Source organism: Rahnella sp. GSA61A (assembly GCF_019969905.1).
Classification (GTDB): domain Bacteria; phylum Pseudomonadota; class Gammaproteobacteria; order Enterobacterales; family Enterobacteriaceae; genus Rahnella; species Rahnella aceris.
Genome location: NZ_JAHXYO010000015.1, coordinates 1 through 26,831, shown reverse-complemented (window position 1 = coordinate 26,831; position 26,831 = coordinate 1). Strand labels below are relative to the sequence as shown.

The window sequence follows — 26,831 nt, the reverse complement described above, 5'->3', positions numbered from 1 at the left end:
GTTTACTGATGTAAACAACGTCTGGTTGAGCGGTCAAACATTTGGAAGGGGTAGGCTATGTGGATTGGTATAATTAGCCTGTTTCCTGAAATGTTCCGCGCAATTACGGATTACGGGGTAACTGGCCGGGCAGTTAAGAATGGCCTGTTGAGCGTAAATTGCTGGAGTCCTCGTGACTTCGCATACGATCGACATCGTACCGTGGATGAGCGCCCTTATGGCGGTGGTCCCGGAATGCTGATGATGGTGCAACCCTTACGGGAAGCTATTCATGCAGCAAAAGCAGCGGCAGGCGAAGGTGTGAAGGTGATTTATCTTTCACCTCAGGGGCGCAAACTGGATCAAACCGGTGTTTGCGAGCTGGCGGCCCATCAGAAAATTATTCTGGTTTGTGGCCGTTATGAAGGGATCGATGAGCGCATAATTAAAACCGAAATTGATGAAGAATGGTCAATTGGCGATTATGTTCTTAGCGGTGGAGAGTTGCCGGCAATGACTCTGATTGATTCAGTTTCCCGCTTTATACCGGGCGTTCTGGGTCGTCAGGCTTCAGCAGAAGAAGATTCTTTCGCTGACGGATTGTTGGATTGTCCCCATTATACCCGCCCTGAAGTGTTGGAAGGCATGGAGGTACCGTCAGTTTTACTGTCGGGCAACCACGCTGATATACGTCGCTGGCGCCTGAAACAGTCGCTGGGTCGAACCTGGCTTAGAAGACCTGAACTTCTGGAAAACCTAGCTCTGACTGACGAGCAAGAGGTGTTGCTGAGAGAGTTCCAAAAGGAACATCGGCTCAGTCAACAAAACTATGAAGGGAACGCCAAAGCATAACGCGAGGCCGTCCCGATATATCAGTTTACCTAGGGTAAGAGACATATTATGAGCAATATCATTAAACAAATCGAACAAGAGCAGATGAAGCAAGACGTACCTGCATTCCGTCCAGGTGATTCTCTGGAAATTAAGGTATGGGTCGTTGAAGGTTCTAAAAAGCGTCTGCAGGCATTCGAGGGCGTGGTTATCGCTATTCGTAACCGCGGTCTGCACTCTGCATTCACTGTTCGCAAAATTTCTAACGGCGAAGGTGTTGAGCGTGTATTCCAGACTCACTCCCCGGTAATCGACAGCATTACTGTTAAACGTCGTGGCGCCGTTCGTAAAGCTAAACTGTACTACCTGCGTGAGCGTACTGGTAAGTCTGCTCGTATTAAAGAGCGTCTTAACTAAGGTATCGCTAACGCGACATCTACTAGTTAATATAGAACAAGGGGTTAGCCATCGGCTAACCCCTTTTTTTTACATCAGTGACTACAAAATGGCTACGCAGTGGCAGGTTGGCTACCCGGTTTTGAGATAACCCGGGCGACTGATTCATGCGTCGCAAAAGTACAACTGCATTTGATATTCTGGCACTGATGATAGCGTTCCTTGGTCGATTCACTCAGATAGCGGCTCGAACGCGTATGGGCTACTTTTCCGCAAAGTGGACAATGCATCATAAAAACCTCCGGCATAACAGGTAAGCAATGAGGTAATTATGAACTTATAACTCGCAAAAGCAAGTTATAATTGCAAAATTGACGACTGATAAGTGATATCTGCAACATAAGGCTTCAGAATCAATTTAGTAGTAAAACCTTTCTCATTAATCTCATGCAGAGCTGAATCAATCACCCAGCGCTGACTGTCGATCACGTCTTTAAACCCTTGCACATTGACCGGAGATTGCGCACTCAAATCAGCACGTCCCAGGGCCAGCCGTATGCTGAATGTTGCGGCATCATTCTGAATCTGATTGAACACTGAATCCGCAGCCCGCTTAGCAGTCTCTTCGTCAGGAAATATTTTGCCCAGTTCAAGAACATTTGTCCCGGATCCCGCGATGTAACTGGCAGGCTGGGCTTCTTTGCCTTCTGCGGGCGAACGCTTGAGAGCAACATTGCTGGTGGTCGCCGTTTTGAGATCATGCCACTGCGCCTTCACGCCATCGTATGCCTTCTTATCGACCATCTGATAGTTGTGGTTATCGCCGTCACTGCGGACAATGGTTTTCCAGGGGATTGCTTGTCCGGAAGAGGTTCGACCGGTGCCTGCTTTAAAAAATAAAATTGCGCCGTTTTTAACCGTTACCTGCGCACCGTAACGTTGTGCCAGCCGGGTGAGAAAGTAGCTGTCCGTTTCGCTGGTCTGGTCAATATGCGGGATCTTAACGCTATCAAGTTCCTGCGGGATTACTGGCAGATCTAATTTATTCCGGCTTGAAATGATTCTGACAATCGCGCCGAGCGTGTAATCATCGTAAGACTGGCTGATTTTGTTATCAAAAGAACCGCGGAAATCAGCGCTGCGGGCAACCACTCCTATTTTGTCCGGAGAGCCGGAATGAGTGACTGTATCGACCGTGAAATAGCCGCAGTCATAGAGCGCCTGTTTCGACCATCCCAGATGCAGATGCAAAACGGTGCCGCGAACGGGCATTTGCAATTGCCCGTCGCTGTCATCGAAGGTTAAATTCAATGTGTCTGCGGTAAAACCGCTGTTATCCGTGACAGATAAACTGATGATCCGAGCAGAGATATTTTCTTCCAGCACCTTATTTTTTATCGTCAGCGTGAATGCGGGCGTGATGCGTGCGCCAACGGGTAGCTGCAAATCAGTAAGCATGATCAGACTCCGCTGGCGAAATTGTTGAGTGCCGAACTGGCCTTGTTATATAAGCCCTCGGCCTGGGTCAGCAGATCGCCGAACATGGCGGCCTGCGATTCATCGACGCGCGTCAGATTGAGCGTGAAATTGATGCTTCGCGCCTGGCCGCTGGAAGTAAACTCGGCATTGTCATTGGCTATACTTTTGATAACGAACATGCCGTAAATCGTGCCACTGCCTTCAATGAGCGGCCATGCCCGCCCTGAATCTGCCATGCTCTGCAGTGCCTGCAAATAGCGCATGCCGCCGGTCATTTCAGGCAATAATTGCCCGGTGATTTTTATCGTTTCCTCACCCAGCCCGAGAAACTGAGAGACCGGACGCTGTCCGAAACGCGCGTTCGCCCCCCAGCCATAGTTCACCTGACGGTTCGTATTCTGATAGGGCAGCGTGCTCAACTTAAACACAAATAAACCCAGCGACATCATCATGAGTAAATCCCTCCGTTGTTGTACTGGCTGAGGAGATTGTTGGTATTGCTCCATTCCCGCTGGTTAATGGAATCCTCGATCCAGGCTCTGACCTGGTTATGATCCGTCTCCGGGGTAGCTGTGAAACTTAAATTTACCGTCGTTGCCCGGTTATCCGTCAGGTTGTTGGCCACGCTGCTTTTAGCTGGCTGATACAGGTTCAGCGCGCTGCAGGTTGGAGATATGCCATCTAAGGGCGGTGTTGAAATATCCGGGCGTTCAGCGGGTTCACTGTCACCAAAAATGGAGTCCCATCCTTTTTTCGCCCAGCTAAAGACTTCGCCGATTTGAGAGACGGCTTTATTCAGCGTGACGAAAATCTCTGCGATCGCTTCTCCAACCCCTTTGCCGATATCAGTGAAGCCGCTCAGGGTGTCCTGAGTGAAGTGGATTGGCTCAAACAAATCCGTAATCCATCCCAGCGCGGTTTTGAACGGTGTAAACGCGCCACTTATTGGCCCCATTGCCGCAGTAAATCCGTCAATTACTCCGCCGACAAAGGCACTGATCGGTTCCCAAAGTTTCACTACGGCGATCCCGATCCCGGCAATCAGTGCGATGACGGGCAGAAGTGGCAACCCGATGGCCGTGAACGCTGCGGCAATCATGCCACCGGTACCGGTAAAAATAGTCCCAAGCAAACCGGCTCCCGCCATCAGCATATTGATGCCGCTGAGCACCGGCGCGATGACCATGCCGAGCGCACCCATACCGCCGACAATGCCCGTGATGCCTAATGCCAGACCGAGCAGGGAATTCACCAGCATAGGATTATCGGTGATCCAGGTATTGATCGTGCCCAGCCAGCTGGTAGCCGTTTGCGTCAGTTCACGCAGGGCGGCACTTTGCCCGTCAAAAAGATTGATACGGATAGTGTCCCAGGTGGCAAATAACTTAGTGATATCGCCATCCAGATTGTCGCCTTTCACGGTCACCGCCATCTGCGCAGCAGGCGTTGCGCCATTCAGTGCCGCCGGTGTTTGTTCCAGAACCTGATCGGCATTCATTCCGCCTTTCGCTAATGCCTGCTGTCTGGCGACAACCTCCGCTGGCGAATGGCCGGAAGCCGCCATCGAAAGACTTTGCTGACGCAGAGCGGCAATGTGCGGATCGTCATTTTTCAGTCCGAGGACCGACTGCACTTCAGCCAGCCCGGCCTCCAGATCTGCACCCGGTTTGAGAAAAGTTTGCGCCAGCGCCAGTTTGGGTTGTGCAAAGGAAAGGGCTGATGAGCTGATATTTTTTAACTGGCCAATTTTCAGTTCGCGATTTTTAAACTGTTGCCCGATCTCCAGCCCTTTCTGTTCCATTTGCATCGGGCGTTGCTGCCGCAACTTTTCTGCCGACTGGCTGGCCACCGCCTTTTTCAGGCCGGAAAATGCCTGCGTTTCGGTTTCGCTGTCCGGGGCGAAAAGCGACTTTTCAAACTGAAGGGAAGCATCAGTGATGTCTTCTGAAACAACGCTGAATAATGTCTTCCCGGGCAGCATCAGCAGGTTTTCTCTGACCTTGTCGGTTTCGGCCCTGAAGGTGGCCAGATCCTGATTTATTTTTTCCAGCGTGTGAGGTAACTGTTCGAGATTACTCATCTGTTTTTACTCCGCTGCGTTGCAGTGCCTTATGTCGCCAGTTCAGCAGATCGGTGAGTGACATGCCGTCCATCTCAGACGGCGGCCAGTGAAATATCACCGCGATATCTGCCATCAGGTCATCCACGGTGAGGCGGGGCGCAATACTTACGCCACCGGTTTCGGCGATAAAAAACCTATCACCTTACCTGCCAGCGCGATCAGATCGGGAAGCTCCAGGCGTGAGCATTCTTCTTTGGTCAGATTCGGATACGTGATGCGCGGCAAAATAGTGATCAGCGCGTCCACATCGGCGTTCGCCAGCGCCGCGAGGCCGATACCCCGCAGGCTACCGGCTGTGGGTTTAGTCACCTGAACTTCAGTGATTTCCATTTCACCGCGTTTTAGCGGAACATCCAAAATCACGGTGTTGTCGTTGATATCAGTGAGATTCATACGTTTTCCTGCTTAAATCGGAAATCAAGCCGGCAAAAGCTGCCGGCTCAGGGAAGGGATTACAAGCCGAGCGCGGTGCGGTGTTCCGCCAGACGGTCAACGCCGTTGACGACTTCCACCATATTGACGGTGTCGATCTCGATCAGCTCTTTGCCGTCGATGGTCAGTTTGAAATACGTACACTGGGTGGTGACTTTGGTTTCAGTATCTTCACCCTGTTTGTACTCGCCGAAATCAAACTCTTTGTGACGGCCACGCATCATGACTTCTACCGCAGAGACATCACCGGTGTCGTCGCGCTGCAATGAACCGGCAAACCGCAGCGGAATATCTGATGTGCTGCCCCATTGCTGCAGAACCAGCTCATCCAGACCGCCGATGGACCATTCCAGCGTCAGCGCGTCGTCATCCAGCCCGAAGTCCACCGCGACCGAACCGCTCATGCCGCCGCCACGATAGTTTTGCAGTTTACGGGTGAGTTTCGGCAGCGTCAGTGAGGAGACCAGACCGAGGTAGCTGTTCCCGTCATTAAACAGGTTCAGGTATTTCAATTTCTTAGGAAGTGCCATGAGTTTTTGTCTCCTTAGCTGTTTACGGACGCGGCAAAGTTCACCAGGTAAGAGTCGGTGATACGCTGGCGCAGGGTCAGATCTTCCAGTGGAGGAACCGGAGTGTAGTCGTAATCGATATACAACTTACCGGCCTTCAGAGTTTCAGCGGTGTTCGCGGTTTCGTCATACCAGCAGTCGCCGTCAATGATGTAACCCGCTGATTTCATTTCGCGCATTTTGGCTTTGATGCCGTCAATCATGTCGCGCACCAGTGTCGGGGTCATTGGTTTATCGACCGCCCACATGTGCGCTTCGGCCATGGTGTCGGCCAGAACCTGCGCTGTACGGGTGTAGTTTTCGAACAGGAACAGTGTGTCATCGCTGCAGGTCCGGTTGCCCCAGAAACGGAAACCGTCTTTGCGCACCAGTGTTGTCACACAGGCTTCGTTCAGCAGATCCGCGTCGGTACCCGTTGCCTGCAAATCCCAGAAGACACTGGCGGACAGGCCGGTAACACCGTTAACGCCGACGTTGGATAAGGTTTTATGCCAGCCAGTGTCCTGGTCAATTTTGGCGCGTAAACCCAGAGCGCGGGCGGTGGCATAAGCGATATCAGACTGGCTGGTGGTGGTATTCCAGTTAACAAAGTCTGGCCAGATCAGCATCAGCTCGCGCTGGCTGAAGTTGTCGCGGTATTTGATCGCATCAGAAATGGTTTTTGCACCATAAACGCTGACATAACCGAACGCACGCAGCTGCTGACAAACACCTGCCAGCGCGGTCGCGACAGCCTGGTTATCCAGACCAGGAACACCCAGAATACGAGGCTTCACGCCCAGCTCTGCCTGCGCAGAAAGCAGCGCTTTCATACCGGTGTAACGGCCATTGGCATCAGAACCGCCAATGATGTTGCTGGTGGTTGCGGCTTCATCTTCACCCGTGGCGACACGTACCACGACGGTGACCGGTTTACACTGGTCTGCAATTGCCAGAAGCGCGGCACGCAATGTTCCGCTGGTGCCCGCTTTACCGCTGGCCGCCAGAACGTCAGTGATCAGAACCGGGGTATTCAAAGGGAAAACAGTCGCATCCGCATCTTCTGCGGTACAAACCATGCCGATAATTGCTGTGGAAACGGTGGAAATAACGCGGGTGCCGTCGTTGATTTCGACAACACGCACGCCGTGATGATAATCAGCCATCAGGGTGACTCTCTCTGTTGTGGGTGGTAAAGCAAGGATGCCGGTTCGCAACAGAAAGCGCATTTGATCAGGGGCGTGGGGGCGGTGGCACAACAGAGAGGGGAAATAAAAAAGAGATAATAATAATTATCTCTTTGCACAGGTCCGGAAGTTTTTACGTTTTAAGAGGATCAGGCTGCCCGAACAATATAATTAAAAGCGATATTACGAGGACGCATAGTGATCCATACACCAGCAGGATTTGTCAAACCGGAGGATGATTGTACGGCGGTCATGCTGTTGTCCGCCAAGATGGAGCCAAGAGTAGTGTTGGCTGGGCTTTTCGCTCCTGCGGGCTGTAAAGTGCTAGCTGAGTCAGCGGCAACAAACGAAGTGCCTATTGTTGCTCCGGCCGCTGTCTCATCGACTCCGAAGTAATCCAGCGCCGCGGTTCTGATCCCGGTAGCTCCCTGAGCGCCATAGATCACTCGTCCGGTATCAACTCCTCGGCCATCATCCCAACCACGAATAAACTCGCCTCGCAAATCAGGCAACAAACCCAGTGGGTAAACAGCGGCGAGCTTAGGATATTTTGCTTTATCAAACGCAGCGCCATTACATTTTAACCAACCAGCCGGTGGAGTTGCTGTCGGCCAGGGAAGGGGGATACCAACCGGTATTTCATATTGTGGATGAGGCGAAGCTGCCGCCAGGTGAGCAGCCATAAGGCTGTCTGCATAGGCCTTAACCTCAATGACTTTATCATCGACATATTTGCGTGTTGCCAGTACCACAGACGGATCAATTTTCAGCGTGACCGCGTCCGTGCTGTTTACCACTAAAATCATACGAACCGTCTGCGTCCGGCCACTGCCTTCCTGTAACTGGGGTTTATAGGTTTCAGGGCAGTTGGCGATAGCAATCAGCGTATTGTCCTGATCAAATAAGCCAATTTCTCGGATCCAGAATCCGCCCTGATCCTCAGGGATAATTTGTTCGGCGATAATCTGATTAGTATTTGCCGGATCAACACTCAGTGAATTGAGCGCCGCCCGGCGTTTTTCGCCAATTAATTGCGTTTGAGCAGGGTCCGGTGTTGGCAGGGTACCGCCGCCATCACCGACCGCCATTTGGGTCAGGCTGAGTTGCGTACCCAGCGCCGTCGCATTGGCCAGTTTCGCTGCGCCCAGATTGGTCAGCAGGGCATAATATTTAGCTGTCATAATTCACTCTCAGGTTGTCGATTAAATGGATTGCTGAACCGGTAAACGCGGATCCGGATGCTGTAATGGTTTCGGGGAAATACGGATAAACCGTCAGTTCTTCTCCGTCGTAAGTCGCTGCTGCTATATAAAAATTACCCGTGACATCCAGATTGATGGAGAGACCGTTCAGATGGCGGCTGCAGGGTTTGGCATCGGTGATCAGACGTTCGAGTTCCTGATACATTTCTTCCGTGATGCCCGTTTCAAGCACGCCGACATCGAGGCGAAAAGTGCCCGGAATATCGTTGGTCTGCCACCATTCGGTGACGCGAATTAAATATCCCAGCGGTTCAACGACCCGCCGCAAAGCCCCGATAGTTCCTTTATGTTTATGAACGAACCAGGCCGCGCTAACTGCAGAGCGTTTCGCTGGTTCGGTCCAGTTTTCATCCCAGCGATCGACCGAAAATGACCAGGCAAGATAAGGCAGCAGCTCCAGCGGACAGGTATCAGGATCCCAGAGTTCACGCAGAGGAACGCTGAGATTACCGATGTGCGATAGCGCCTGTGCGGCCGCAACTTCAAGCTGAGTGGAACCCGAGGGTAACAGACGATCACTCATCCGAGCCTCCCACTGTCAGTGAGTAACCGGTACAGAGTGACGCCTGAGTTTTATCAAGCACGATATCCGCCAGCGGTGACGACAGCTCTACCCGCTGAACGCCTTCAACATGCAGAGCGGCATAGATTGCAGAAAGCCGGATATCACGGCCTAGCCGACTTTGCGTATTGATATACGTTTTTAACTGCGCTTCAGAGGCCGCGCGAACAGGCTCAATTTCAGGTGTGGGCAAGACATACAGCACGGCATCAATCTGATAAGGCACAATCTCGGCCGCCTGCACAGTGACGCGATCGGCAACAGGCCTGACATCTTCATCGTTCAGGGCTTTTTCAACGGCAATGAGCAAGTCATCAGAGGCAACGCCATCGTTGTCTCGTGACAAAATAGTGACGGTCACTTCAGCGGGAGACGGGCTGATAGCCGATGCATCCGCAATGCGTCCGTCTGCCGAACGAGCATGATATTCGTAAGCTCCGGTCGGGCCCGCCACGCTCAACCCTTCGAACGCCTGAGGAATACGCACGCGTAAATCGCTATCGGCTTCTAGAACGGCGGCTTTTGGGGGGATTGTATTGATATCCGCAGGCTGTAAAACCAGGCGCTGAACGTTGAAATTCGCCGCAAGCTGATCCAGATCACTGCCCGTCGCATAGGCCACCATCACGGCGCGTGCGGCTTCGTTCACCCGCTGGCGCAGGATCAGTTCGCGGTAGGCATTCTCCTGCAACAGTTTGACCAGCGGTTCGGATTCCAGCGTCAGCGTGCGGCTGATGGCCTCCTGCTGATCGGCTGGATAGAGCGAAATCAGCGTCGTTTTACGTTCTTCAAGCAGGCTTTCATAATCCAGTTCTTCGACCACATCAGGGGGCGGTAACTGGCTTAAATCGATCGTTGCCATAAGTGTCAGCTCACAGGAATATTCAGGGAAAAATCCGTTGCCGTGTCGTTACGGCTTCCGGTCAGTTCCACCACCATCTTGCCGGTGTAATCGGTCTCGAAAGTGATGGCATTCAGTGAAATGCGGGGTTCCCACTGCAACAATGCGGTGTAGCAAATTGCCATCATCTGCAGTTGCAGTGCGCCGTTTTGCGGCTGGTCGATCAGCTCAGAAAGTAACGAACCGTAATTGCGGCGCATCACTCTGGAACCGACCGGTGTATTCAAAATGTCGCTCACGGACTGGCGGATATGGTCGAGATCTTCGATAGCCATACCGCTGTTTCTGTTCATCCCCAGGTACTTGGGATTGCTCATTGCGGGCCTCCTGTCTGACCGCCGCCGGTCTGAACACCGCTGTGGCGGTGAGTGTGCACAACGATGCCGTTGGATGTCAGGCTGCCGCCGCTGTGGGTTAAGTTGCCGGTCAGCGTGCCGCCTTGTTTCACCTCGAGAGATCCGGTAGTCAGTTTGCTGGTGCAAACTACTTCCGGCGTGTCGAGCGTGATGCGGGTGCTGGCGGTACAGCGGATTTCGGGTGCGCTCACCTCAACCTTTTGCGCTGCGTTAATCACGGCTGTTTTAATTCCCGTCACTTTCAGAGCGCTTTGTGCCGGTTCGTATTCAAAAACTGCGCCGTCCGGGAAGGCCAGATGAAAGGCGTCCGGCGAGGCAGATGGGGCGGGCGAAGCATCAGAAAATACTGCCGGTAACACGAATGCCGTATTAAGCTCGCCGCCCATCGAGAGCAGCAAAACCTGTTCACCGACGGAGGGCGCCCACCAGCTGCGCGTACGTCCGGCGCGATGCGTCATCCACGGCAGCCAGGCTGTCACGTTGCTGCCCGTTTTGACGCGGCAGCGGGCGTTGGCAAGATCCAGTTCGGAGACTTTGCCGATGCGTACCAGATTGCCAATCAGCCGCATTATGTCGTTGAGTTGAAGAGTCGTATTCATGGGATAAAGGATGCCGTTTCAGAGGGTTGAGCGACAACCGGTGACCGTTCGCCAGCGGCTGACACAACAAGGTTTATCGGGTTACACCGTCCAGCTGCTGATCAGTTCGCCGTTGAGATAAACCTGACGCGGCAGCGCCACATTTTCTGGCAGTGGCGGTTCCGGGAGATGAGTGATGGTGCGCACCTCATCCTTGTCACTTACCTGGACGCGTTCTGTCAGTTGCAGCACCAGAGCGAGGCTTCGTTCCTGCTGAGTGAAGGTAAAATCATTTAGCCGGTGCAAGGCGTTGCCGAGAATTTCAGGCTGATTAACCTGCAGCCAGTCGAGAACGGTGACCACGGCCAGATCGACCAGCGTTTCGCTGAGCGCGTCGTCAGTGATCGTCACTGTCAGCGGATAGCGGTACTCAAAAGAAAGCGAAGGTGCAGATGTGGCCACCACATTGCCCGGCCCGGTGGCAATCACCAGTTTTTCAGGCGTAGCCGCAAGCAAGGGGATCTGTTCAATCAGCCGTTGTTGCAATTGAATCGGTTTTTGCATGTTGTGCCTCCTGACACTTTTTGATGGCTTCAATTTGTAAGCCGCAATCCATCAGCGCGGACTCCAGCTGAAGAATGTCGGTACTCAGATCTTTATTGGTGGCCGGTTTGCTGGCCGGAATAGGGCATGAGCTGACCGCCGGACAGCCAACGTAAATAATCGCTGGCGGAGCTGAAGGCGGGACGCTGGTGCAACCGGTTGATATCAGCAGGCAGACTGCTGTCAGCCCACTGACGGGTTTGCGGATCATCATGGAGGCTCCTCTGCCTTTGTTGCTCACGGCTTTGCATCACTTGCCGGGCGGTGTTCAGGTCTTCGCGTAACGCCAGTTCAGCTTGCTCGCGCTGGCGCATTTGCTGGTTCAGTGTGGCGATCAACTGCTCGCGTTGTTGTAACTGTGTAATCAGGGCATCGCGTTGCTGACTGGCATTGTTGAGGTCGTGCTGTAATGAGCGATTGGAAAGCAACAGGATGGCGACCAGTAAAACCATCCCCGCCAGAAGTGCTGTTAACAGACGCATTCAGACTCCTTTCAGGCAGAGAGTACGTTCGGCATTTCGCCTGCGTTCCAGACCCCGGTTGCGTTCGCCATTAACGAAAACCCACCGTGGCAACTGGTCGCAGGCTTGTTGCCACTGCTGCTGGTTGATGAAAAACGCCAGTGTTGATTTACAGGCGGCACCGGTGCCGACGTTAAAACTGAAGGACACCACGGCATCAAAAACCGGTTGCGGCATGATCACCGGCATACATTTTTTTACGGCGCGCTCTGTCTGCTGAATATCCCCCAGCAGATTTTCAGCGGCCTGATGTTCGGTGACTTCCTGTGCCGGTTTAACGCTGGCCGTATGACCGATGCCGCTGGTCCATACGCCAGCGTTGCATTGATAGGGTTGCAGCTGACAGCCTTCAAAATCGGTGATCAACCGCAGACCCTCTTCTGACACCTGCAAGGAGCTGTAGCCTGGCAGTGCTGCCATCAGCCCCAGGACCACGGCGGCACTACAGCGTTTAAGAGTTGAGGTTTTCATAGTCGTCTTTGCTCAGACCTTTACGTGCCAGCAACTGATAGCTTTTGCGCCGGTAGTACCAGTTGATCAAAAACGTGCCGACGCCAACTGCTGAGCCGACCAGAAAGGCGACGTCCTGCGATGTCAGACTGGCGAGCCAGGTCAGCGAAGTGGCGATGAAATAGGCGCAGCCTGAACTGATGCGCTCCGTATTCAGTCCCATAATTTGATCGTTTCCTGAACCGGTTGTTCTGCAATGTCGGGCATAAAGACGGCTGTGCCGTGAGGTAATAACGGGCCTAAATCCGCGATGCCAATATTGGCGGCATACACTTTTTCGACGACGAGTGCCGTGCGGTTGTAATAGCGCCAGCAAAGAGAATCGAGGGTATCGCCCTGTTCTGCATAGACTTTCATGAACTTTCTCCACAAGTGAGTGAAATCGTCAGGAGGTGAGTTCAGTCTGCGCAATAGCACTCCGGGCGGCAATCTGAGTGGGATGTGAAACAGCTGGCACAACAGGTAAGCAGACAGCGAAGAGAGGGAAAGGGCGGGGCGCTTAGTCCGGAGGGAAACCGGTCGGGCAAGCGCCAGTAATGTTGGCTACTACCGCCGCAGGATCTGGCAATCAGTGGGTGTCGTCAGTGCTCCCGTTGCAATACACAACGTCCTGGTTCTCGTCAGTCAGCGCCTGGCTGGCCAGCTCTGAGATCAGTGACATCACGACCAGGAATTCTTTTGGATTGCATTGCGCCGTCTGCGAAATGTCTGCGATCAATTGTATCCTGGACAACGTTAACTGTTGTTTAGTCAGGTTTTCCATTTTCTCCCCTCGCCAGATACTGTGTTTATATACAGTATTCTTTAATTGATCTGATACGTCAACAGCCAGAGTATTTTAAAATTTATAATCCATTGAATTTATGTATGAATTTTTATTGGCGCGATTTTTGTATCAATGACTGACTTTGTCAGGCGGGAGGCGATCCACAGTTATTGACAGAACTCCAAGGTATACGAATCTTCGATATTTCCGTATAAGAAGGCCGGTGACGGACAATCCGCCACTGTGCAGTGTGTGTCAGAAAAATATGAGAGATGCCCAGATGAGGGGCATAAATGCCGATGACTTTATTGCGGGGCTCTTCGTAGGCATTTTTCTCCTCGCTGAGTTGACGGGCAACGCGAACCGTTTGCGCCTTGCGGGGAATGTGAATACCACCCTGTGCCTGAATATAACGGGCGAAATCACCTTCATCGGCAGCGCTGCGCACGTTTTCAACCCGTGCGTCAAAACGGCTGGTCAGATTCTGGTAGCGGATCCGCCTGCATTCTCGCCAGGCGCCGACCGAGGGAATACCGATGGCGTGGAATTGTGGGATCCGCCACGTCGAGGCCCAGGAGGTGACCGCAGTGGCGATATCTGTCAGCAAGCGTCCAGAGTCAAAATCGGTTTCGCCATCGAGCGCGTATCCATCGATATTCTTGGCGACGTATTTCGCGATATATCCGGCTGCGCCACCCCGGTTTAGCGGCTTGCAATTGAAACGTGACTCAGCGGCACCCGGTTCATCCGAATCTTCTTCAAGAGCATAACGGCGCATAACCTCTGTCACTTTTTGCTGCTGATCCTGCGGTGTGAACAACATCATGTGCCAGTGCGGCGTGCCGTCATGATGCGGTTCGACGACGCGCACGCCGTAAACTTTCAGGTTCCGGTCTTTAAAAGTGGTACGGATTTTTGCCCAGACAGCCACCAGATAACGCTGCGCATCTTTGGGGGTAAACGCGTGCTGATCCCATTTCTGGTTAAAAACGGGTGATGAACCGATGCCAGTCGTTTTTAGCGGATGGTATTTTGACGGCGTGGTCAGCGTGATAAACAGGCCGCAGTCCCGCTGCTGGTCAGCAACATCTTCGACGCCGGCGATCAGCGTCATCAGTTCCATACGACGAAGTTTGGGATTGGAAATGCTGGCCAATACGGTATCCAGCAAACTCAGCGTTTCACCGGATTCAACATTTTCGAGCTGGCACTGTTTCAGGTAGTTGATGGCGGATAAGCGGCGTGATACCACGTCACGGATGGCGTTTTTACTGGCATAAGGCGATGTCGCGCGGCTGACATAACCGCAGGCAATCATCAGGGATTCCCGCCACAAACGCTGTTTTGAACGCAGCTGTTTTTCCCACCATTCGCCGCTGACCAGACGTGAAATGCTTGCGACAGCCGAATGCGTTGTCATACGGCCTTTTTGCCATTTCTGCCAGTAAAGAGGTTGTACGCGGCAGGAACGTGCCATCGCGGCGACATGGCTGTAAATTTCCTGCTGTGTGCTGTCGCGCAACAAAATGCCGGGTTCGTCAGGACGGTTTTTCAGCCAGCATTCACAGTGATATTCATAGGCATCCTGCATTTGCACGGCAAGTTTGTTGGCCAGCCTTCTCAGACCGTCATCATTAAGATCGGGCAAGCGGTTAAACATTTCTTCTTCAGTGAGTAACTTTTGCGAGATTTGACGATTCAGTGTGTTTCGCGCATTTACCAGCTTAATACGCGGCCATACGCGTTGCGTGAAAACTGTCATCAGGAAATGGAACGCCGCGCGTACTCCTTTAGTTTCCAGTAAAAATGTATACCGCTGATATAACGGCGTGCGCACGCAACGGGGCAGTGCTGCCAGCTGAGAAAGGGCCGTTTGCTGGCGCTGACAAAAGTCACGGGTCAGTGGTTTTTCCAGCGGGCTGCTGAGCGCTGCGCGGGGGGCATTCCACCACCAGGTACCCGCAAAATATTGCCCTGGTGTCCGGTTAAATGCAGGTGGGGGCGAAGGGATTGTTCTGCCTCTGATATTCTCTGACATACATTTATTCCGAAAAATAAAATAGAAAATCCTCTCCGGAAATAATATTATTTCCAGCGTGATGATTAATTTAAATAATATTAATTAGACTTTTTATACGGGGCGGTAATTCTTTCTTTTAATCTCCTCAATTTCCTGACATTCAATACATCGCTGTACACCGGGGATGATTTTCCTGCGTGGCTCCGCAATCGGAGAATCACAATCCCCGCAGAAGAAGGCCGACAGTGCAGGCCGGGTACGGGTTGCCTGCGTAATCTGCGCTTCGAGGATTTTTAACTGATACTCCTGCGATTCATCTATCCAGTCTGCCATCAGTAAAGTTCTCCTTTAAATATCGCCGTGAAGTGGCGAAGTGATAATAATGCCTGCATTATTTTCATTTTTTCCTCATTATTTAATTGTGAATATGTCAGTAAGGTATGATGGCGTTTAAGACCGGCGTGAAAACATAATGTGAGTTTCCATTTTTCAGGAGCCTGATCATAAATAACCTCAACCTGATTCTTACTCTGAACGAAATAAGTTTCTTTCAGATGAGCGATATGGCGCAGGCCGGTCTGGCGCTGCTGCTCTGTTCCTAAAAACATCGCGTCTCCTTATTTCTCCACGACGCCGTAAATTTGGTATCATGGTCGTCTGTCGGTACATTACATAATCAATCTAAACTTGCATTTGCGAGTTGTCAAGATGATATTTACAGATTCAGGGGTTTTCGCCAGATGCAATTAGATGAACTTGAAGGTGGAAAAGCTGTTCTGACGCGTATGCTTCAGGCTTACGGCTTTAGCATGCAGAAGGAACTGGGGGATCTGTATGGATTATCATCTGGCACGATAAGTACCTGGGTAAGAAGAGATTATTTCCCCGGTGATGTGGTCGTGGCCTGTGCGCTGGATACCGGCGTCTCGTTGCGCTGGCTGGCAACGGGCAAAGGCGCGATGCAGGATGCAAGCTCTTCGGCTGCCGTGGCGTCAGGTGAAATCCGTCAGCTTAAAAAATTGAGATTGCGCGGCGGGGAGCTTGAGGAAGAAGGCTTCTGGACGGTTGACCCTTCGCTATTGGACGATTCGCTGGCGCAGCCTGCGTATATCGTGAAAGGCAATCATTCATGGATTATCGATCTGGGCAGCACACATCCCGGCAATGGTCGCTGGCTGTTGGACATTGATGGTGATCTGGACGTTTATGATGTGGCCCGTATTCCTGGTAACCGTCTGAGCGTGACGCGTCAGGAAAGCCATTTCGAGTGTGGCGTGGATGAAGTGACTGCTTTAGGGCAGGTATTTATTACCCTGGATCGTAATCTGTAAATTTCGTCTCCTCAGCAGCTCCCTGTTGCTGAGGGCATTTCTGACGTTGTTCTCCTTTCCTCCCCTGAAATTCCTTTTTCACCGCTGACAAACCGTGTGTAATATTTACGGTACATCCTTTTCGTCTGATCCGCTTTTTATGTAAAGTTAACTTTCCGTTGTCTGCATATCAATGGTGAAATGGTAATGTTAAGTTTACAACTAAGGCTTGCTAAGTTTACGTGCTGTGTTAATGTTGTCCGCAGATGCCGCCGTGGCAGCCCATTTTCCTTATAACGGAACACGATCATGCAAAAAGACGCCCTGAATAATGTTCATATTACTGCTGAACAAATCCTTATCACTCCTGAAGAGCTGAAAAACCGTTTTCCTTTAAGCGTCAGCGACGAAAACAGTATTTCCGAAGCACGTAAAACCATCGCGGATATCGTCCATGGTCGTGATCCTCGTCTTCTGGTGGTGTGTGGCCCTTGCTCAATTCATGACGTGGATGCGGCGCTGGATTACGCGCGTCACCTGAAAACACTGGCGGCCGAACTCAGCGATCGTTTGTACATCGTGATGCGTGTTTACTTTGAAAAGCCGCGGACCACTGTCGGCTGGAAAGGGTTAATTAACGATCCGCACATGGACGGCACGTTTGATGTGGAAGCGGGTCTGCACATTGCCCGTGATTTGTTGCTGCAACTGGTTGGCATGGGTTTACCGCTGGCGACAGAAGCGCTGGATCCCAACAGTCCGCAATACTTAGGTGATCTGTTCAGCTGGTCAGCAATCGGTGCGCGTACGACCGAATCTCAGACTCACCGCGAAATGGCGTCTGGTTTGTCAATGCCGGTGGGCTTCAAGAACGGGACTGACGGCAGCCTGGGTACGGCGATCAATGCGATGCGTGCTGCAGAAATGGCGCACCGCTTTGTGGGGATCAATCAGGCCGGTCAGGTTTGCCTGTTGCAGACTCAGGGCAACCCGGACGGGCATGTGATTTTGCGCGGCGGCAAAATGCCAAACTACAGCGAGCAGGACGTTCAGGCCTGTGAAAAACAGATGGCCGATGCGGGACTCCGTCCTTCCTTGATGATAGATTGCAGTCACGGTAACTCAAACAAAGACTATCGTCGCCAGCCTGTCGTGGCTCAGTCTGTCATCGATCAGATTAAAGCCGGTAACCGCTCTATCACGGGGCTGATGCTGGAAAGTCATCTGAACGAAGGCAGCCAGTCTTCTGAACAACCGCGTTCAGAAATGAAATACGGTGTGTCTGTTACGGATGCCTGCATTAACTGGGAAACCACGGAAAACCTGCTGCGCACGATGCATCAGGAACTGGGCGACGCGCTGGCGGCACGAATCGCAGGAGAGTAAGTTTTTATGGTGGCAGAACTTAACGCGTTGCGCGATCAGATCGACGACGTTGATAAAGCGTTGTTAGATCTCTTATCACGGCGTCTTGCGCTGGTGGCAGAAGTCGGGGAAGTCAAAAGTCGTTATGGTTTGCCGATTTATGTCCCTGAACGGGAAGCGGCAATGCTGGCTTCACGCCGTCAGGAAGCGCAGAACCTCGGTGTTCCGCCCGATCTGATTGAAGATGTATTGCGCCGCGTGATGCGTGAGTCCTACTCAAGCGAAAACGATAAAGGCTTCAAAACATTGCATCCGGCATTGCGCCCGGTGGTGATTATTGGCGGAAACGGGCAGATGGGGCGCTTGTTCACTCGTCTGCTTGAACTTTCCGGTTATCAGGTAAAAGTGCTGGAGCAGGAAGACTGGCCGCAGGCAGAAACATTACTGGCGGATGCCGGAATGGTGATTGTCAGCGTACCGATCCATCTGACTGAAGAAGTGATCGCACGTCTGCCAAAACTGCCGGATGACTGTATTCTGGTGGATCTGGCGTCAGTGAAAAATCGTCCGCTGCAGGCGATGCTGGCGGTGCATGAAGGTCCGGTGCTTGGCTTGCATCCTATGTTTGGGCCGGATGTCAGCAGCCTGGCAAAACAGGTTGTGGTGTACTGCGATGGTCGTGAACCTCAGGCCTATCAGTGGTTGCTGGAGCAGTTACAGGTCTGGGGTGCTCGCCTGCATAAAATCAGTGCGGTCGAGCACGACCAGAACATGGCGTTCATTCAGGCGTTACGCCACTTTGCAACGTTTGCTTATGGCATGCATTTATCAGAAGAAAACGTTGAAATCGAACAGTTGCTGGCTCTGTCTTCACCGATCTATCGCCTCGAACTGGCGATGGTTGGTCGCTTGTTTGCACAGGATCCGCAGCTTTACGCTGATATTATTATGTCGTCAGAAAGTAATCTGGCGCTGATCAAACGTTACTATCAGCGTTTTGGCGATGCACTTGCTCTGCTGGAAACGGGTGATAAACAGGCGTTTATCGATAAGTTCAGGCAGGTTGAGCACTGGTTCGGTGATTATGCACCGCGTTTCCTGAAAGAAAGTGGTGCGTTACTCCGTCAGGCCAACGACAACCGCAAGTAAGCTTTTCGGAAATGCTGTCTGTAAATGAAAAGAAGGGCGTTGCAGCTGTATGCAGCGCCCTTTTTGTTTGCGGAAAATTACAGGTCGACGGAAACGACGTTTTCGCTTGGATAACAGCCGAGAACTTTCAGCGAGCGTGTGATTGGAGCCAGATCCTTCAGCGCCTTTTTCATCTCTTCTGAACGCAGGTTTGCCTGCACATCGATATAAAACATCTCTTCCCACGGATTACCGTTGATCGGACGTGATTCCAGCTTGGTCATGATGATGCCCTGATCACGCAGCACCAGAAGCGCGTTCACCAGCGCCCCCGCTTGCTGGCCAGTGGCCATAATCAGCGTGGTTTTAGCCGGAACCTGGTCTGTCACTTCAATGGCTTTGCGCGCCAGAATAATGAAGCGGGTGATGTTTTCCTGCTGGTTCGCCAGGTTGTGTTCGAGCACCTGCAATTTGTACAACGCGCCACCGGCTTCGCTGCCCAGCGCAGCCACGTGCGGAGAATTGGCTGCCGCCACTTTCTCCATCGCCGCCGCAGTGCTTTCGCAGTATTCAATTTTCCAGTGAGGGAAGCGGTTAATGAACTGGCTGCATTGCTGGAAGGGTTGCGGATGGCTGTAAACCGTCTGAATCTGAGATAAATCCGTGTCTGCCGCCACCAGAACGCAATGATCGATAGGGTTTGTCAGCTCGCCCACAATCGACAAACTGGTGTGTTGCAACAGGTCATAAACATCATTGATTGAGCCGGAACTGGTATTTTCAATCGGCAATACCGCGTAATCAGCCTGGCCGGTTTCAACCTGAGAAAAGATATCCTGGAATTTCTGGCAGCCACATTCGATGAACTGGTCGAAATGACGTGCGGCAAACTGACGGGCGGCGAGATGTGAATATGAACCTTTCGGACCGAGGAAAGCGATGCGGGCTGAATCAGAAGAGGTTTTATTCAGATGTTGCTGCAGGAGTGCCTGCTGTGTGAGAACGGAATCTTCAATGATTAGCTGATAAACGCGGGTGATATAATGACCGTCCAGCCCCTGTTTTTTCCCTTCCTGAATCAGTGTGTTAATCAGTTCGGCTTCGCGTTCTTTATCGCGGATAGGGCGGTGAGAGTGCATTTTGGATTGCGCGACCTCAATCGCCATCGTACGTCGTTCTGCCAGCAGGGCCAGCAATTTCAGGTCTAATGCGCTGATGCGTTCGCGCAGAGCCAGTAATGAGTTCTCGGTCATGTTATTACCCTTTTAGATGTTCTTTCTTTCAGCAAAATGTGTAAAACGCAGGCATAAAAAAAGCCCCCTTTTCAGGAGGCTTTGTTGTTCGTCTTCGCATTCATTCTTTCGCGACGAAACGCCTCCCAATCAGGGGAAGGTAAAAAAGAATGCGAAGAAAAACAGACGGGTATTCATGTATACGTTGTTTCCATAAGTTTGAGCAGAGTCTTAAAGTAACCGCTGGGTTTTCCCTGTGTCAATAAGATTCCTTCAGACACAAAAAACGCGCCCCTCAGAGCGCGTTGTTACTGACATGCCGGATAACCCGGTTATTCCTCTTCTTCCTGCACCGGTTCCAGATTGAGTTCTTTGACGCCGGACTCTGCACGGCGGGCCTCACCTTTATGCTGCGCTTTATTGAGCTGGCGCTCGAGTTTGGTCGTCATTTCGTTAATCGCAGCGTACATATCATCGTGCGTAGCACTGGCAACCAGTTTTCCGTTTGGTGTACTGATGGTCGCATCGGCGACAAATCCCTGAGGTTCTTTCGACAGGATTATGTGTGGGTTAATGAGCTGAGTTTGCCATTTATCCAGTTTTTTCAGACGCCCTTCGATGTGTTCACGAATCGCGGGGGTGATGTCCATTTGTTTACTGGTAATGTTGACTGTCATATAACTTACCTCTCTTCTTTCCGTCTCCGATGAATCCAACATACCAGCCTTTTTTACGAAATGCGTCCCTAAACTCGCGGTTTTTTGTCACTTTTTGTCAATGTTGAAGTTTATGTGACTCAGGGTAATTAATGGCCGGAAAGGCCTTGAGACTTCATTCAGGAGCAGGCATGATTGATGGGATCAGTTCGTTATTCTTTCCTGTGTTTCTGCAATTATCCCCTAAAAAGAGCCAAAAAAAACGGCAGCCTGAGCTACCGTTTGTCCACGGACATGTAAAATTATGCTGCGCTGTTGGCGGCAATAATTTTCGCGACTTTATCAGCCTGAGTGTTCAGCTGCAGTTCACGGTAGGCGTTTTCCATCAACGGCAGCGCATCATGCGTTGCTTTCGTATCCGGATAATCTTTCAGCATTTGTTCTACACGGTTAACGACAGCGACGTAAGCACCGCGTTTAGTGTAGTATTGCACCACTGACAGCTCGTATTTCGCCAAACGATCTTTCAGGAATACCAAACGTTTAGTCGCGTCAGTGGCGTACTGGCTGTTTGGATACGTGTGGATCAACTGGCTGAAATCACGGAATGCTGCACGTGCATGCTGTGGATCACGGTCTGAACGATCAACACCGAAAAATCCTTGCAGGGCACTGTCATCCAACGCCATATCCGTTAAACCACGCATATACATGACGTAGTCGATATTCGGATGTGTTGGGTTCAGACGCATAAAGCGATCAATAGAAGCCTGAGCCATAGGCAAGTCAGCAGACTTGTAATAGGCATAAATCAGATCTAACTGAACTTGCTGCGAGTAAGGCCCAAACGGATAGCGGTTATCCAGCGCTTCTAATTGCGCAATAGCGCCTTTAAAGTTACCGTCCTGCAGCTTTTGCTGGGCAGTGGCATAAAGGACGTTAGGCGGGTTATCGGGAACCGTTTCTTTGGAACTGGAGCAACCGACCAGCGCCAGGCTCAACGTGGCTGCTGCCACCAGATATTTCACACGCGTCATGACGTTTTGATTATCCTCAGGTGTTATTCTGGGAGACTGTCCGTTAAGCTCCCGACAAAGACCAGCTACAATAGCACATTATTTTAAACGGCATCGCCGTGAAAACCCAACGTTAACCAAGAAGCTGCATATGGCACAACAAGTACAACTCACCGCAACGGTGGCCGAATCTCAACTCGGTCAACGGTTAGATCAGGCTTTGGCCGAATTGTTCCCTGATTATTCAAGATCTCGCATAAAAGATTGGATCCTTGAAGACAGGGTCACGGTCAATGGCAAAAAAGTGACCAAACCAAAAGAAAAAGTGTTGGGTGGCGAGGCTATCGCAATCGATGCGCAAATTGAAGAAGAAGCGCGTTGGCTGCCACAAGATATCGCTTTAGATATCGTGTATGAAGATACTGATATTTTAGTCATCAATAAACCCCGTGATCTGGTTGTTCATCCGGGCGCCGGGAATCCTGATGGCACGGTACTGAATGCGCTGCTGCATTATTACCCTGCAATTATTGATGTACCGCGCTGCGGCATCGTGCATCGCCTGGATAAAGATACCACCGGTCTGATGGTGGTGGCGAAGTCGGTGCCTGCACAAACGCACCTGGTGACCGCACTTCAGGCCCGCGAAATTACCCGCGAATATGAAGCTGTGGCGATTGGTACAATGACGGCAGGCGGCACAGTGAATGAGCCGATTGCGCGCCATTCCACCAAGCGTACGCATATGGCGGTTCATCCGACTGGCAAACCGGCGACGACACACTATCGCATCATGGAGCATTTCCGTGCTCATACGCGTCTGCGCTTGCGTCTGGAGTCCGGTCGTACACACCAGATCCGCGTGCATATGGCGCACATTAACCATCCTCTGTTAGGCGATCAACTGTATGGTGGCCGTCCACGTCTGCCAAAAGGTGCTTCAGAACCGTTCATTAATATGCTGCGCGGATTCGATCGTCAGGCTCTTCACGCTACCATGCTGCGTCTTTATCATCCGGTCACTGGTATTCAGATGGAATGGCATGCGCCACTTCCGCAGGATATGGTTGACCTGATCAATGCGCTTAAAGCGGATACCGAAGAGTTCAAGGACCAGATGAACTGGTAATGAGCGTGCTTATCCAGCCTCAGTGGCCGCAACCGGCATCGGTGCGGTCATGTGCGACAACCCGCGAAGGAGGCGTCAGTCTGCCTCCTTACGGTTCGCTTAACCTCGGCAGTCATGTCGGGGATTCTCCTGAGCATGTTGCGCTGAACCGCCAGCGGTTGATCGCGCTGGGCGGTCTGCCTGCTTCGCCACACTGGCTTGAGCAGGTTCATGGCACCGACGTGGTTCGTTTATCATCGCAAACTCCCCTTATTCCGACACAGATTGCCGATGCGGCCTATACCCGCGAGCCAGGCGTTGTCTGTGCAGCAATGACAGCCGATTGTTTACCGGTTCTGTTTTGCAGTAAAAACGGCGATGAAGTCGCTGCAGCTCATGCGGGCTGGCGGGGATTGTGTGCGGGTGTATTAGAAAATACAGTGGCCTGTTTTGAAGCGACTCCCGGGGACGTGATGGCATGGATGGGACCGGCGATTGGCCCTTCTCATTTTGAAGTTGGCGGCGAAGTTCGCGAAGCCTTTATGGCTGTGGACTCTGCCGTATCCGTCGCTTTCAGACCTGCAGGTGCCAAATTCATGGCCGACATTTACCAGCTTGCACGGTTTCGCTTGCAAGCTGCGGGTATCACCGCCCTCTACGGCGGTGAATATTGCACTGTGACAGACAGCAACAAATTTTACTCTTACCGGCGCGACGGAATTACCGGACGGCTGGCAAGTTTAATTTGGCTGATATAACCTATCGAATCAAGACGATCCATCACGCATAACAGCTGTCCTCTGAATATACTGCCAAGATAACCTTGAAAACGTGAGGGTTGACCTCATCTAATCTCCAGTAGCAATTTTGTTCAGTATTGGAGGTGTTATGCGTCTGGATCGTCTTACCAGCAAATTCCAGCTTGCCCTCGCGGATGCCCAGTCACTCGCGCTCGGGCGCGACAATCAATTTATCGAACCTGTTCACCTGATGAGTGCTTTGCTTACTCAGGAAGGCGGAACCGTACGTCCTTTATTAACGGCGGCTGGGATAGATACCCAGAAACTGCGCACGGACGTTGATCAGGCTTTGGGGCGTTTGCCGCAAGTTGAAGGTACCGGCGGTGATGTTCAACCATCCCATGAGCTGGTACGTGTTTTAAATCTTTGTGACAAGCTGGCACAACAACGTGCCGATACTTTCATCTCTTCAGAACTGTTTGTTCTGGCCGTGATGAAAGACCGCGGCTCTTTAACGGATCTGTTAAAAGCCAGCGGTGCAACGGCCGAGAAAATCACAGCGGCTATCGATCAAATGCGTGGGGGTGAGAAAGTGGATGACCAGAATGCCGAAGACCAGCGTCAGGCATTAAAAAAATTCACTATCGATCTGACCGAACGTGCCGAGCAGGGCAAACTGGATCCGGTCATCGGTCGTGATGAAGAAATTCGCCGGACTATTCAGGTTCTGCAACGTCGTACCAAAAATAACCCGGTGCTGATTGGTGAGCCAGGTGTCGGTAAAACCGCGATTGCGGAAGGACTGGCACAGCGCATCATTAATGGTGAAGTGCCGGAAGGTCTGAAAAATAAACGTGTGCTTTCATTAGACATGGGTGCATTGGTTGCCGGTGCCAAGTATCGCGGTGAATTTGAAGAACGTCTGAAAGGCGTGCTGAGTGATCTGGCTAAACAGGAAGGCAACGTCATTCTGTTTATCGACGAATTGCATACCATGGTCGGTGCGGGTAAAGCCGATGGCGCAATGGATGCCGGCAATATGCTGAAACCGGCTCTGGCGCGTGGTGAACTTCACTGTGTAGGTGCGACGACATTAAATGAATATCGTCAGTTCATCGAGAAGGATGCGGCGTTAGAGCGTCGTTTCCAGAAAGTGTTTGTTGCCGAGCCTTCTGTTGAAGACACCATCGCTATCTTGCGTGGTCTGAAAGAACGCTATGAGCTGCATCACCATGTACAGATTACTGACCCGGCTATCGTTGCGGCGGCCACACTGTCGCACCGTTATATCTCGGATCGTCAGTTACCGGATAAAGCAATCGACCTTATAGATGAAGCGGCATCCAGCATTCGTATGCAGATGGACTCTAAACCGGAGTCTCTGGACCGTCTCGATCGCCGTATTATTCAGCTCAAACTGGAACAGCAGGCACTGAAAAAAGAGTCTGATGATGCCAGTGTGAAACGTCTGGAAATGCTGGAAACCGAACTGAGCCAGAAAGAGCGTGAATATTCTGAGCTGGAAGAAGAGTGGAAAGCTGAGAAAGCATCCCTGACCGGCACGCAGAATATTAAAGCCGAGCTGGAGCAGGCAAAGATTACGCTTGAACAGGCTCGCCGCGTTGGCGATCTGGGCCGTATGTCAGAATTGCAGTACGGTAAAATCCCGGAACTGGAAAAACAGCTGGCAGCGGCGACTCAGGCAGACGGTAAAACCATGAAGCTGCTGCGCAACCGTGTGACAGATGTGGAAATTGCCGACGTGCTGGCGCGCTGGACCGGTATTCCGGTTGCCCGGATGCTTGAAAGTGAACGTGAAAAACTGCTGCGTATGGAAGAAGAACTTCATAACCGTGTGATTGGCCAGAACGAGGCGGTAGAAGCAGTATCGAATGCCATTCGTCGTAGCCGCGCAGGATTGTCAGATCCAAACCGTCCGATCGGGTCATTCCTGTTCCTCGGTCCGACCGGTGTGGGTAAAACAGAGCTGTGTAAAGCGCTGGCGACATTCCTGTTTAACAGCGATGACGCGATGGTTCGCATCGATATGTCAGAGTTTATGGAAAAACACTCCGTTTCACGTCTGGTCGGTGCGCCTCCGGGTTATGTCGGTTATGAGGAAGGGGGTTACCTGACCGAAGCGGTTCGTCGTCGTCCTTACTCTGTCATCTTGTTAGATGAAGTTGAGAAGGCGCACCCGGATGTCTTCAACATCTTATTGCAGGTGCTGGATGACGGCCGTTTAACTGACGGGCAGGGGAGAACAGTTGATTTCCGCAACACGGTTGTCATCATGACCTCTAACCTGGGCTCTGACATTATTCAGCAGCACTTCGGTGAGGCCAGCTATGCGCAGATGAAAGCGTCGGTAATGGAAGTGGTCACACACAGCTTCCGTCCGGAATTCATCAACCGTATAGATGAAGTGGTTGTGTTCCATCCGCTGGGTCATGCGCATATTAAGAATATCGCCAAGATCCAGCTGGCACGTTTGTATAAACGCTTAGAAGAACACGGCTACACGGCAACGCTGACCGATGCGGCGCTGGAACTGCTGGGTAACACAGGATTTGACCCGGTTTATGGTGCGCGTCCATTGAAACGTGCCATCCAGCAGGAGATTGAGAACCCGCTGGCTCAGCAAATCTTGTCTGGCAAGCTGATCCCAGGCAAACCAATTACTGTCGATGTGGAAGATGATCACATCATCGCAAGACAGTAAATAGATAAGTAGCGGCCTTATAACGGGCTCCGGAGTCATTCGGAGCCCGTTTTTTATGCATTACTTGTGTGTTACTTATTCATTTGGTGAATTTATGAACGCTTGGTAGGAAAAGTGAAATTAGCCCTTGCGGCCTGCTGAGAACTCCCTATAATGCCGCTCCATCGACAGGGAACAACGTGAACAACATCACGAAGTGACCGGGTCGGAAAGATTAAAAACAGCGGCAACCGGATAAAATAAACGGTTGACACTGAATGAGGAAAGCGTAATATACGCCACCTCGAGTTAGCAAGCGAAAGCGCGTAACTCACTGCTCTTTAACAATTTATCAGACAATCTGTGTGGGCACTCACAAGACGATATCAGCCACCTCGGTGGCAAAAAATATCAAGTCTTAGAGTGACCAAGCAGTAATTCATTTAGTTGAATTATTACGAAGTAATCTCTGAGCACCGCTTCACTTGTTGAAGCAAATCGAACTTTTAATTGAAGAGTTTG

General features: G+C 51.6%; 35 protein-coding genes and 1 other annotated feature. Of the genes, 8 read left to right on the top strand and 27 right to left on the bottom strand.

Features of this window, described 5'->3' with window-relative positions:
• The first annotated feature begins 57 nt into the window (after positions 1-57).
• Positions 58-831, top strand: coding sequence for a tRNA (guanosine(37)-N1)-methyltransferase TrmD (gene trmD / locus LC431_RS18135; protein WP_015689396.1), 774 nt, complete (start codon positions 58-60; stop codon positions 829-831).
• Positions 832-879: 48 nt separating this feature from the next.
• The gene (gene rplS / locus LC431_RS18130; protein WP_013574038.1) at positions 880-1,227 is read left to right on the top strand and encodes a 50S ribosomal protein L19; all 348 of its coding nucleotides are present in this window, start codon (positions 880-882) and stop codon (positions 1,225-1,227) included.
• Between the two features lie 92 nt (positions 1,228-1,319).
• Here the strand turns inward: rplS and LC431_RS18125 are convergent, their stop codons facing one another.
• The 23 genes from LC431_RS18125 to LC431_RS18015 all read right to left on the bottom strand — a co-directional run bounded on the left by LC431_RS18125 (position 1,320) and on the right by LC431_RS18015 (position 15,661).
• The gene (locus LC431_RS18125; RefSeq protein WP_013574039.1) at positions 1,320-1,499 is read right to left on the bottom strand and encodes an ogr/Delta-like zinc finger family protein; all 180 of its coding nucleotides are present in this window, start codon (positions 1,497-1,499) and stop codon (positions 1,320-1,322) included.
• A 64-nt stretch (positions 1,500-1,563) separates the two neighbouring features.
• A complete protein-coding gene (locus LC431_RS18120) occupies positions 1,564-2,664 on the bottom strand; it encodes a contractile injection system protein, VgrG/Pvc8 family (RefSeq protein ID WP_013574040.1) in 1,101 nt (366 codons plus the stop codon).
• Positions 2,665-2,666: 2 nt separating this feature from the next.
• Positions 2,667-3,137: a phage tail protein gene (locus LC431_RS18115; protein ID WP_015689398.1), complete on the bottom strand. Its 471-nt coding sequence runs from the start codon at positions 3,135-3,137 to the stop codon at positions 2,667-2,669.
• Positions 3,134-4,765 carry a phage tail tape measure protein gene (locus LC431_RS18110; RefSeq protein ID WP_223510144.1) on the bottom strand — a complete coding sequence of 544 codons (1,632 nt, stop codon included), beginning with the start codon at positions 4,763-4,765 and terminating at the stop codon, positions 3,134-3,136. The genes LC431_RS18115 and LC431_RS18110 overlap by 4 nt, the downstream gene beginning before the upstream one ends.
• Positions 4,758-4,892, bottom strand: a complete 135-nt coding sequence (locus LC431_RS18105) for a GpE family phage tail protein (RefSeq protein ID WP_013574043.1) — start codon at positions 4,890-4,892, stop codon at positions 4,758-4,760. Before LC431_RS18105 ends, LC431_RS18110 begins: the two co-directional genes overlap by 8 nt.
• A gap of 20 nt (positions 4,893-4,912) precedes the next feature.
• Complete coding sequence (locus LC431_RS18100) at positions 4,913-5,200, bottom strand: phage tail assembly protein (RefSeq protein ID WP_013574044.1); 288 nt, start codon at positions 5,198-5,200, stop codon at positions 4,913-4,915.
• Positions 5,201-5,259: 59 nt separating this feature from the next.
• Positions 5,260-5,769, bottom strand: a complete 510-nt coding sequence (locus LC431_RS18095; RefSeq protein WP_013574045.1) for a phage major tail tube protein — start codon at positions 5,767-5,769, stop codon at positions 5,260-5,262.
• A gap of 14 nt (positions 5,770-5,783) precedes the next feature.
• Positions 5,784-6,953 (bottom strand): phage tail sheath protein, encoded by a 1,170-nt coding sequence (locus LC431_RS18090; protein WP_013574046.1) that lies wholly within the window; start codon positions 6,951-6,953, stop codon positions 5,784-5,786.
• 170 nt (positions 6,954-7,123) lie between these two features.
• Entirely contained in the window at positions 7,124-8,155 is a 1,032-nt protein-coding gene (locus LC431_RS18085) for a phage tail protein (RefSeq protein ID WP_153376025.1), read from the bottom strand.
• Positions 8,145-8,759: a phage tail protein I gene (locus LC431_RS18080; protein WP_013574048.1), complete on the bottom strand. Its 615-nt coding sequence runs from the start codon at positions 8,757-8,759 to the stop codon at positions 8,145-8,147. Before LC431_RS18080 ends, LC431_RS18085 begins: the two co-directional genes overlap by 11 nt.
• On the bottom strand, positions 8,752-9,660 hold the full coding sequence (locus LC431_RS18075; protein ID WP_013574049.1) for a baseplate assembly protein: 909 nt from the start codon (positions 9,658-9,660) through the stop codon (positions 8,752-8,754). The genes LC431_RS18080 and LC431_RS18075 overlap by 8 nt, the downstream gene beginning before the upstream one ends.
• 5 nt (positions 9,661-9,665) lie before the next feature.
• The gene (locus tag LC431_RS18070) at positions 9,666-10,016 is read right to left on the bottom strand and encodes a GPW/gp25 family protein (RefSeq protein ID WP_013574050.1); all 351 of its coding nucleotides are present in this window, start codon (positions 10,014-10,016) and stop codon (positions 9,666-9,668) included.
• A complete protein-coding gene (locus LC431_RS18065) occupies positions 10,013-10,654 on the bottom strand; it encodes a phage baseplate assembly protein V (RefSeq protein ID WP_223510143.1) in 642 nt (213 codons plus the stop codon). The genes LC431_RS18070 and LC431_RS18065 overlap by 4 nt, the downstream gene beginning before the upstream one ends.
• 81 nt (positions 10,655-10,735) lie before the next feature.
• Positions 10,736-11,197, bottom strand: a complete 462-nt coding sequence (locus LC431_RS18060; RefSeq protein ID WP_013574052.1) for a phage tail protein — start codon at positions 11,195-11,197, stop codon at positions 10,736-10,738.
• Positions 11,160-11,402, bottom strand: a complete 243-nt coding sequence (lysC, locus tag LC431_RS18055) for an Rz1-like lysis system protein LysC (protein WP_370633889.1) — start codon at positions 11,400-11,402, stop codon at positions 11,160-11,162. The genes LC431_RS18060 and lysC overlap by 38 nt, the downstream gene beginning before the upstream one ends.
• Positions 11,290-11,718, bottom strand: coding sequence for an Rz-like lysis system protein LysB (gene lysB, locus LC431_RS18050; RefSeq protein ID WP_013574053.1), 429 nt, complete (start codon positions 11,716-11,718; stop codon positions 11,290-11,292). The genes lysC and lysB overlap by 113 nt, the downstream gene beginning before the upstream one ends.
• Positions 11,719-12,228: a lysozyme gene (locus tag LC431_RS18045; RefSeq protein WP_223510142.1), complete on the bottom strand. Its 510-nt coding sequence runs from the start codon at positions 12,226-12,228 to the stop codon at positions 11,719-11,721. It lies immediately after the preceding gene.
• The gene (locus tag LC431_RS18040) at positions 12,209-12,430 is read right to left on the bottom strand and encodes an HP1 family phage holin (protein WP_013574055.1); all 222 of its coding nucleotides are present in this window, start codon (positions 12,428-12,430) and stop codon (positions 12,209-12,211) included. The genes LC431_RS18045 and LC431_RS18040 overlap by 20 nt, the downstream gene beginning before the upstream one ends.
• Positions 12,421-12,624, bottom strand: a complete 204-nt coding sequence (locus LC431_RS18035; RefSeq protein ID WP_013574056.1) for a tail protein X — start codon at positions 12,622-12,624, stop codon at positions 12,421-12,423. Before LC431_RS18035 ends, LC431_RS18040 begins: the two co-directional genes overlap by 10 nt.
• 211 nt (positions 12,625-12,835) lie before the next feature.
• Positions 12,836-13,030 (bottom strand): hypothetical protein, encoded by a 195-nt coding sequence (locus LC431_RS18030; protein WP_013574057.1) that lies wholly within the window; start codon positions 13,028-13,030, stop codon positions 12,836-12,838.
• Positions 13,031-13,178: 148 nt separating this feature from the next.
• Positions 13,179-15,071, bottom strand: coding sequence for a replication endonuclease (locus LC431_RS18025; protein ID WP_223510141.1), 1,893 nt, complete (start codon positions 15,069-15,071; stop codon positions 13,179-13,181).
• Between the two features lie 93 nt (positions 15,072-15,164).
• Positions 15,165-15,386 (bottom strand): TraR/DksA C4-type zinc finger protein, encoded by a 222-nt coding sequence (locus LC431_RS18020; RefSeq protein ID WP_223510140.1) that lies wholly within the window; start codon positions 15,384-15,386, stop codon positions 15,165-15,167.
• On the bottom strand, positions 15,386-15,661 hold the full coding sequence (locus LC431_RS18015; RefSeq protein ID WP_037034122.1) for a DUF5347 family protein: 276 nt from the start codon (positions 15,659-15,661) through the stop codon (positions 15,386-15,388). The genes LC431_RS18020 and LC431_RS18015 overlap by 1 nt, the downstream gene beginning before the upstream one ends.
• A 132-nt stretch (positions 15,662-15,793) precedes the next feature.
• Here LC431_RS18015 and LC431_RS18010 point away from each other — a divergent pair, with 132 nt between their 5' ends.
• The 3 genes from LC431_RS18010 to tyrA all read left to right on the top strand — a co-directional run bounded on the left by LC431_RS18010 (position 15,794) and on the right by tyrA (position 18,877).
• Positions 15,794-16,384 (top strand): helix-turn-helix domain-containing protein, encoded by a 591-nt coding sequence (locus LC431_RS18010; RefSeq protein WP_223510139.1) that lies wholly within the window; start codon positions 15,794-15,796, stop codon positions 16,382-16,384.
• 288 nt (positions 16,385-16,672) lie between these two features.
• Positions 16,673-17,749 (top strand): 3-deoxy-7-phosphoheptulonate synthase, encoded by a 1,077-nt coding sequence (locus LC431_RS18005; RefSeq protein WP_037034120.1) that lies wholly within the window; start codon positions 16,673-16,675, stop codon positions 17,747-17,749.
• 6 nt (positions 17,750-17,755) lie between these two features.
• On the top strand, positions 17,756-18,877 hold the full coding sequence (gene tyrA, locus LC431_RS18000) for a bifunctional chorismate mutase/prephenate dehydrogenase (protein ID WP_013574063.1): 1,122 nt from the start codon (positions 17,756-17,758) through the stop codon (positions 18,875-18,877).
• Positions 18,878-18,954: 77 nt separating this feature from the next.
• On the opposite strand, the gene pheA is transcribed toward tyrA, so the two are convergent.
• From pheA to bamD, 4 genes are all read right to left on the bottom strand, one after another.
• Complete coding sequence (gene pheA, locus LC431_RS17995; RefSeq protein ID WP_013574064.1) at positions 18,955-20,109, bottom strand: bifunctional chorismate mutase/prephenate dehydratase; 1,155 nt, start codon at positions 20,107-20,109, stop codon at positions 18,955-18,957.
• 53 nt (positions 20,110-20,162) lie between these two features.
• Positions 20,163-20,287, bottom strand: a sequence feature (Phe leader region).
• Positions 20,239-20,286, bottom strand: a complete 48-nt coding sequence (locus LC431_RS26415) for a hypothetical protein (protein WP_369794779.1) — start codon at positions 20,284-20,286, stop codon at positions 20,239-20,241. (Overlaps the previous feature by 48 nt.)
• 133 nt (positions 20,288-20,420) lie before the next feature.
• Positions 20,421-20,765, bottom strand: a complete 345-nt coding sequence (raiA, locus tag LC431_RS17990; RefSeq protein ID WP_013574065.1) for a ribosome-associated translation inhibitor RaiA — start codon at positions 20,763-20,765, stop codon at positions 20,421-20,423.
• A 281-nt stretch (positions 20,766-21,046) separates the two neighbouring features.
• Entirely contained in the window at positions 21,047-21,781 is a 735-nt protein-coding gene (gene bamD, locus LC431_RS17985) for an outer membrane protein assembly factor BamD (protein WP_013574066.1), read from the bottom strand.
• 130 nt (positions 21,782-21,911) lie between these two features.
• Between bamD and rluD the strand changes: the two genes are divergently transcribed.
• From rluD to clpB, 3 genes are all read left to right on the top strand, one after another.
• The gene (rluD, locus tag LC431_RS17980) at positions 21,912-22,889 is read left to right on the top strand and encodes a 23S rRNA pseudouridine(1911/1915/1917) synthase RluD (protein ID WP_037034119.1); all 978 of its coding nucleotides are present in this window, start codon (positions 21,912-21,914) and stop codon (positions 22,887-22,889) included.
• The gene (yfiH, locus tag LC431_RS17975; protein WP_126124628.1) at positions 22,889-23,626 is read left to right on the top strand and encodes a purine nucleoside phosphorylase YfiH; all 738 of its coding nucleotides are present in this window, start codon (positions 22,889-22,891) and stop codon (positions 23,624-23,626) included. Before rluD ends, yfiH begins: the two co-directional genes overlap by 1 nt.
• A 130-nt stretch (positions 23,627-23,756) precedes the next feature.
• Entirely contained in the window at positions 23,757-26,330 is a 2,574-nt protein-coding gene (gene clpB, locus LC431_RS17970; protein WP_217216791.1) for an ATP-dependent chaperone ClpB, read from the top strand.
• Positions 26,331-26,831 lie beyond the last annotated feature (501 nt).